5 protein-coding genes are annotated in these 6,807 nt (G+C 63.1%); 1 reads left to right on the top strand and 4 read right to left on the bottom strand.

All coding sequences use genetic code 11. The annotated features are described in order from the left end of the window. Positions 1–116 precede the first annotated feature (116 nt). From dapB to grpE, 4 genes are all read right to left on the bottom strand, one after another. On the bottom strand, positions 117–923 hold the full coding sequence (dapB, locus tag ACO6VM_RS15455) for a 4-hydroxy-tetrahydrodipicolinate reductase (protein WP_401060447.1): 807 nt from the start codon (positions 921–923) through the stop codon (positions 117–119). A 13-nt stretch (positions 924–936) separates the two neighbouring features. Then, positions 937–2,061: a molecular chaperone DnaJ gene (dnaJ, locus tag ACO6VM_RS15450; RefSeq protein ID WP_347150342.1), complete on the bottom strand. Its 1,125-nt coding sequence runs from the start codon at positions 2,059–2,061 to the stop codon at positions 937–939. Between the two features lie 198 nt (positions 2,062–2,259). Beyond that, a complete protein-coding gene (gene dnaK, locus ACO6VM_RS15445) occupies positions 2,260–4,185 on the bottom strand; it encodes a molecular chaperone DnaK (RefSeq protein ID WP_110995197.1) in 1,926 nt (641 codons plus the stop codon). A 101-nt stretch (positions 4,186–4,286) separates the two neighbouring features. Beyond that, positions 4,287–4,841, bottom strand: coding sequence for a nucleotide exchange factor GrpE (gene grpE, locus ACO6VM_RS15440; RefSeq protein WP_390966788.1), 555 nt, complete (start codon positions 4,839–4,841; stop codon positions 4,287–4,289). A 182-nt stretch (positions 4,842–5,023) separates the two neighbouring features. Here grpE and recN point away from each other — a divergent pair, with 182 nt between their 5' ends. After that, positions 5,024–6,697, top strand: coding sequence for a DNA repair protein RecN (gene recN, locus ACO6VM_RS15435; protein ID WP_279847558.1), 1,674 nt, complete (start codon positions 5,024–5,026; stop codon positions 6,695–6,697). Positions 6,698–6,807 lie beyond the last annotated feature (110 nt).

Below are 6,807 nucleotides of genomic sequence, written 5' to 3'. Positions count from 1 at the left end.
TGGGAGCGGGCTTGCCCCGCGATGCAGGCAACTGATGCCTGGCACCGGCTTTGCCGGTGATCGCGGGGCAAGCCCGCTCCCACGAGCCCGCCCCACGAAGCGCCGAGCACACAGGCTCAGTTCAGCTCGAGCACATCCTGCATGTCGTACAGCCCAGGCTCACGCCCATCCAGCCACAGCGCGGCACGTACCGCACCCTTGGCGAAGGTCATGCGGCTCGACGCCTTGTGGGTGATCTCCAGGCGCTCACCTTCGGCGGCGAACAGCACGGTGTGATCACCGACCACGTCGCCGGCACGCACCGTGGCAAAACCGATGGTCTTGCGGTCACGGGCACCGGTCTGGCCTTCACGGCCATAGACCGCCACTTCCTGCAGATCACGCCCCAGTGCATTGGCGACCACTTCGCCCATGCGCAGCGCAGTACCCGAGGGCGCATCGACCTTGTGCCGGTGGTGTGCCTCGATGATCTCGATATCCACATCATCACCCAGCACCCGGGCCGCCATGTCCAGCAGCTTGAGGCTCAGGTTGACGCCCACGCTGAAGTTGGCAGCGAAGACGATCGGGATCTCCTTGCCCGCCTCGGCCAGCTGCTCTTTCTCTTCCGGCGTGAAACCGGTGGTGCCGATGACCATGGCCTTGCCCGCCTTGCGGCAGAACGCCAGGTTCTTCAGGGTCACCGAAGGGTGGGTGAAGTCGATCAGCACATCGAATTCGTCGACCACCTTGGCCAGGTCGTCGCAGATCGTCACGCCGATCCGGCCCAGGGCCGCCAGCTCACCGGCATCAGCCCCGACCAGCGAGCTGTCGGGACGATCGATCGCCGCCGTCAGGCCTGCCTGTGGCGCCTGTTGCTGCACCGCCTCGACGAGGGTCTTGCCCATCCGCCCTGCCGCGCCCATCACTGCAATACGTCGCATAGCCTGTTCCTTGTCAGAGATCGCCGAAGAAGCGCTTCACGCCTTCGAACCAGCCACTGGCCTTGGGCGAGTGGGAGCTGTCGCCCTCGAGGGAGGCACGCAGCTCTTCGAGCAGCTCGCGCTGGCGACGGCTGAGGTTGACCGGGGTTTCCACCGCCACGCGGCACAGCAGGTCACCCGCCGCACCACCACGCACCGGCGCCACACCTTTACCGCGCAGGCGGAACTGCTTGCCGGTCTGGGTGCCCTCCGGGATTTTCAGCTTCACGCGGCCATCCAGGGTCGGCACTTCCAGCTCGCCGCCCAGGGCTGCGTCGGTGTAGCTGATCGGCACTTCGCAGTACAGGTGCTTGCCGTCGCGCTGGAAGATCCCGTGCTCACGCACGTTGATCACCACGTAGAGGTCGCCGGTCGGGCCGCCATGAGCACCCGCCTCGCCTTCGCCGGACAGGCGAATGCGATCGCCGGTATCGACGCCAGCCGGCACCTTGACCGACAAGGTCTTGTATTCCTCGACACGGCCTTCGCCATGGCAGGAATTGCAAGGGTCGGTGATGATCTTGCCCTGGCCATGGCAGCGCGGGCAGGTCTGCTGCACCGAGAAGAAGCCCTGCTGCATGCGCACCTGGCCGATACCGCCACAGGTCGGGCAGGTCGACGGGGTCGAGCCCTTCTTGGCACCCGAACCGTCGCACGGCGCGCAGTTGACCAGGGTAGGCACGCGAATGCTGACCGTGGTGCCACGCACCGCTTCTTCAAGATTCAGTTCGAGGGTGTAGCGCAGGTCGCTGCCGCGCTGAGCGCCGCCACGCGAGCCACCACGGCCGCCACCAAAGAAGTCACTGAAGACATCGCCGAAGATGTCGGAGAAGTTGGCGCCGCCGAAGCCCGCACCACCGCCACCCATGCTTGGGTCGACGCCGGCGTGGCCATACTGGTCGAACGCCGCGCGCTTGCTCGCGTCAGACAGCACTTCGTAGGCCTCGTTGGCCTCCTTGAACTTGTCTTCCGACTCTTTGTCACCCGGGTTGCGGTCTGGGTGGAACTTCATCGCCAGCCGGCGATAAGCCTTTTTCAGGTCAGCTTCACTGGCGCCGCGCTCGACACCCAGGACCTCATAATAATCACGCTTGGACATAGGTCATTTGCACCTTGTTGGGCGTCCGGCATCCGCGCCGCGCCATCAACACTTGCCTGGCGACCACAAAAGGCACCCGACAAATGCTGTAAAAATTCTCGAATTCCAGATACGCCAACGCGGGAGCAAGCCCCCGCGCGGCGACATCCTACCAGCTCATCGGCAAACGCCGTTGAGCTGGCCGACAACGTGCAGGCATTACTGCTTGTTGTTGTCTTTCACTTCTTCGAACTCGGCGTCAACCACGTCATCGTGCTTGGCTTCCGGCTCGGCCTGCTGCTGGGCGCCGCCCTGCGGCTGCTCGGCCTGCTCTGCGTACATCTTCTGAGCAACCGGCGCGGAGACCTTGGACAGCTCCTCGACCTTGGCGTCGATGGCAGCCTTGTCATCGCCTTTGACGGCGGCTTCCAGGGCAACCACGGCAGCCTCGATGGCAGTCTTCTCTTCGGCAGTGACCTTGTCACCGGCCTCATTGACCATCTTGCGGGTCGAGTGAACCAGCGCGTCACCCTGGTTACGGGCAGCGGCCAGCTCTTCGAACTTGCGGTCTTCCTCGGCATTGGCCTCGGCGTCACGCACCATTTTTTCGATCTCTTCGTCGGACAGGCCGGAGTTGGCCTTGATCACGATCGACTGAGCCTTGCCGGTGGCCTTGTCTTTGGCGCCGACGTGCAGGATGCCGTTGGCGTCGATGTCGAAGGTCACTTCAATTTGTGGCACGCCGCGTGGTGCTGGCGGAATGTCAGCCAGGTCGAACTTGCCCAGCGACTTGTTCTGCGAAGCTTGCTTGCGCTCGCCCTGCAGCACGTGAATGGTCACGGCGCCCTGGTTGTCGTCGGCAGTCGAGAACACCTGCGACTTCTTGGTCGGAATGGTGGTGTTCTTCTCGATCAGCGCGGTCATCACGCCACCCATGGTTTCGATACCCAGGGTCAGCGGGCTGACGTCCAGCAGCAGTACGTCTTTGACGTCACCGGCCAGTACGGCGCCCTGGATGGCAGCACCCATGGCCACGGCTTCGTCAGGGTTGACGTCTTTACGCGCTTCTTTACCGAAGAAGTCGGCAACAGCCTTCTGCACCATCGGCATACGGGTCTGGCCACCGACCAGGATCACGTCGTCGATCTTGCTGGCGTCGATGCCGGCGTCTTTCAGAGCGATGCGGCATGGCTCGATGGTACGGTTGACCAGGTCTTCTACCAGCGACTCCAGCTTGGCGCGGGAGATCTTCACGTTCAGGTGCTTAGGACCGGTGGCATCTGCAGTGATGTACGGCAGGTTGACGTCGGTCGACTGAGCCGAGGACAGCTCGATCTTGGCCTTTTCAGCGGCTTCTTTCAGGCGCTGCAGGGCCAGCGGATCGTTCTTCAGGTCCATGCCGGACTCTTTCTTGAACTCGTCGACGAGGTAGTCGATCAGGCGCATGTCGAAGTCTTCGCCACCCAGGAAGGTGTCGCCGTTGGTGGCCAGTACTTCGAACTGGTGCTCACCGTCGACTTCGGCGATTTCAATGACCGACACGTCGAAGGTACCACCACCCAGGTCATAGACGATGACGGTGTGGTCGCCCTTGCCCTTGTCCATGCCGTAGGCCAGCGCAGCAGCGGTCGGCTCGTTGATGATACGTTTTACGTCCAGGCCAGCGATGCGGCCGGCGTCTTTGGTCGCCTGACGCTGGCTGTCGTTGAAGTAGGCCGGAACGGTGATGACCGCTTCGGTGACTGGCTCGCCGAGGTAGTCTTCGGCGGTCTTCTTCATCTTTTTCAGGACTTCGGCGCTGATCTGCGGCGGAGCCATCTGCTTGTCGGCGGCCTCTACCCAGGCGTCACCATTGTTGGCCTTGACGATCTTGTAAGGCACCAGCTTGATGTCTTTCTGCACGACATCTTCTTCGAAGCGACGGCCGATCAGGCGCTTCACCGCGAACAGGGTGTTGTGCGGGTTGGTGACTGCCTGGCGCTTGGCCGACTGACCAACCAGGATCTCGCCGTCGTTGGCGTAGGCGATGATCGAAGGCGTGGTACGCGCGCCTTCAGCGTTCTCGATAACCTTGGCGGTGCCGTTTTCCAGCACGGAGACGCAGGAGTTGGTGGTCCCCAGGTCGATACCGATGATTTTGCCCATGTTAACTCTCCCGAAACTTGAATTTGGTCGCAGCGACTACACAAGACGACTGCGGAAATACTTGAGTGCTTGACACCTAAATGGGGATGCCCAGCAGGATTTCAAGCCTTCTCGTTGATAGATGGCTGAGCTGCCGCCGGCGCCTTGCTGACCACCACCATGGCGGGGCGCAGCAGACGGCCATTGAGCAGGTAACCCTTCTGGAACACGTTCAGCACGCTGTTCGGCTCGACCTCGGCGTTTTCCTGCATGGCCATCGCCTGGTGGTGCTCGGCGTTGAACGGCTGGCCGTGCGGGTCGATGGCTTCGAGGTTGTAGCGCTTGAGAGTGTCCTGGAACATCTTCAGGGTCAGCTCGACGCCTTCGCGGATCTTCTTGACCTGCTCGTCTTCGACGTTGGAGTGGGCCAGGGCCAGCTCCAGGCTGTCGATCACCGGCAGCAGGTCGCCGGCGAACTTCTCCAGGGCGAACTTGCGAGCCTTGTCGACTTCCAGTTCAGCGCGACGAACGCTGTTCTGCGCTTCTGCAGCGACGCGCAGGGATTGATCCTTGGCGGCGGCCAGCTGCTCCTCGAGCTCCAGAACGCGGGCGTCGGCAGTAGCTGCAACGGCCTCTTCGGGGTTCAGGTTCTTTTCATCCAGCTGTTCGTCAGCCATTGGGTATCTCCTCCGCAATTTCTGTTGTGCGAGCCAGGCTCGCCTTGTCTTGCCGGCTATATGGGGTCGGAAAAACCAGGTTCAAGGGCTGCGAGGGAAATCCACATTCATCAGCCGGGCATTGTCAGACCAGCAAAAAGCACTGTATAAATATCCAGACAACATCTTCGGGAGCCGCCCACATGCTGGTGCACCTGTCCATTCACAACTACGCCATCGTCGAACACCTCGACCTCGAACTCGCCCGCGGCATGTCCGTGATCACCGGCGAAACCGGGGCCGGCAAGTCGATCATGCTCGACGCCCTCGGCCTGGCGCTGGGCGATCGTGCTGATAGTGGCGTAGTACGCCCAGGCGCAGACAAGGCGGACATCCTCGCCACCTTCGACCTGGTGGACATCCCCGAGGCCCATGGCTGGCTCGCCGAACGCGACCTCGAAAGCGACGGCCCCTGCATCCTGCGCCGGGTGATCACCGCCGAAGGCCGCAGCCGCGGCTACATCAATGGCACGCCCTGCCCGCTCGGCGACCTCAAGGCCCTGGGCGAGCTACTGATCGACATCCACAGCCAGCACGAACATCAGTCCCTGCTCAAAACCGACACCCACCGCCGCCTGGTGGACGAGTATGCCGGCGCCATCGACCTGGCCCGCCAGGTACAGCTTGCAGCCAAGCGCTGGAGCCAGACCCGCCAGGAGCTCGAGCGCCTGAGCAACTCCGGCGACGAGCAGCGCGCACGCCACCAGCTGCTGAGCTACCAGCTCGAAGAACTGGACAACCTCGGGCTCGGCGAAAACGAGCTGGAGCTGCTGGAGCAGGAACACAAGAACCTGACCAACGCCGAGGCGCTGTTCGGCATCTGCCGCCAGGTTATCGACCAGTGCAGCGAAAGCGACTCGGGCAACGTACTCAGCGCCCTGACCGTCAGCCTCAACCGCCTCACCGCAGTCAGCAATGCCCCCAGAGCCCTGGGCGAGGCAGTCAACCTGATCGCCAGCGCACAAATCCAGGTAGAAGAAGCCGTCGGTGAACTGAACCGCTTCCTCGACAACTTCGATGCCGACCCGCTACGCCTGCAAGCACTCGAAGAGCGCCTCGACACTATCTATACCCTCGCCCGCAAGCACCGCGTGCACCCCACCGAGCTGCCGCAGCTGCAGCAGCGCCTGATGGAAGAGATCGAAGGCCTGAACGCCAGCGATGAATCGATCGAACGCCTGGGCGAAGAACTGGCAGCCTTTGCCCAGCACTATAAAGAGCGGGCCCGCGAACTGAGCGCCCTACGCGAACAAGCCGCCAAACAACTGGCCACCGCCGTGGAGCAGGAAATCCAACGCCTGGGCATGCCGGGCGGGCGCTTCTGCATCGCGCTTACCCCCTTCGACAATGGCGACCTCTCACCCCACGGGCTGGAGCAGATCGAGCTGCTGGTCAGCGCCAACCCGGGGCAACCACTCAAGGCCTTGGCCAAGGTGGCCTCGGGCGGTGAGCTGTCGCGTATCAGCCTGGCGATCCAGGTGATCACCGCACAGACCTCGCGCATCCCCACGCTGGTGTTCGACGAAGTGGACGTCGGCATCGGCGGCCCCACCGCCGAGATCGTCGGCCAGTTGCTGCGCCGCCTGGGCGAGCGCGGCCAGGTACTGACCGTGACCCACCTGCCGCAGGTAGCGGCGCAGGGGCATCACCACCTGTTCGTGCACAAGGTGCGCAACAGCGACACCACCCACACCGCCGTGGCCAGCCTGGCCAAGCGCGAGCGGGTCGAGGAAGTGGCGCGGATGCTCGGCGGCATCGACCTGACCAAAGAGTCCTTGGCCCATGCACGCAAGATGGTGGTAACCAGCAAAACTTGAGGCCGCGCGAACCGTGGGAGCGGGCTTGCCCCGCGATAGCGCCAGCAAGAACAACATACAGTGCCGAGTTGACGTCATCGAGGGGCAAGCCCGCTCCCACGCCCCCTCAA

Origin of the sequence: Pseudomonas sp. GZD-209, assembly GCF_049310485.1 — a bacterium.
GTDB classification, from domain to species: Bacteria; Pseudomonadota; Gammaproteobacteria; order Pseudomonadales; family Pseudomonadaceae; genus Aquipseudomonas; species Aquipseudomonas sichuanensis.
Note: the sequence above shows the minus strand (reverse complement) of the source record. Positions and strands in the feature narration are given on the sequence as shown.

Bases quoted from the DNA above. Each gene is read 5' to 3' on its own strand.
- dapB (WP_401060447.1), bottom strand. From the start codon at position 923: ATGCGACGTATTGCAGTGATGGGCGCGGCAGGGCGGATGGGCAAGACC.
- dnaJ (WP_347150342.1), bottom strand. From the start codon at position 2,061: ATGTCCAAGCGTGATTATTATGAGGTCCTGGGTGTCGAGCGCGGCGCC.
- dnaK (WP_110995197.1), bottom strand. From the start codon at position 4,185: ATGGGCAAAATCATCGGTATCGACCTGGGGACCACCAACTCCTGCGTC.
- grpE (WP_390966788.1), bottom strand. From the start codon at position 4,841: ATGGCTGACGAACAGCTGGATGAAAAGAACCTGAACCCCGAAGAGGCC.
- recN (WP_279847558.1), top strand. From the start codon at position 5,024: ATGCTGGTGCACCTGTCCATTCACAACTACGCCATCGTCGAACACCTC.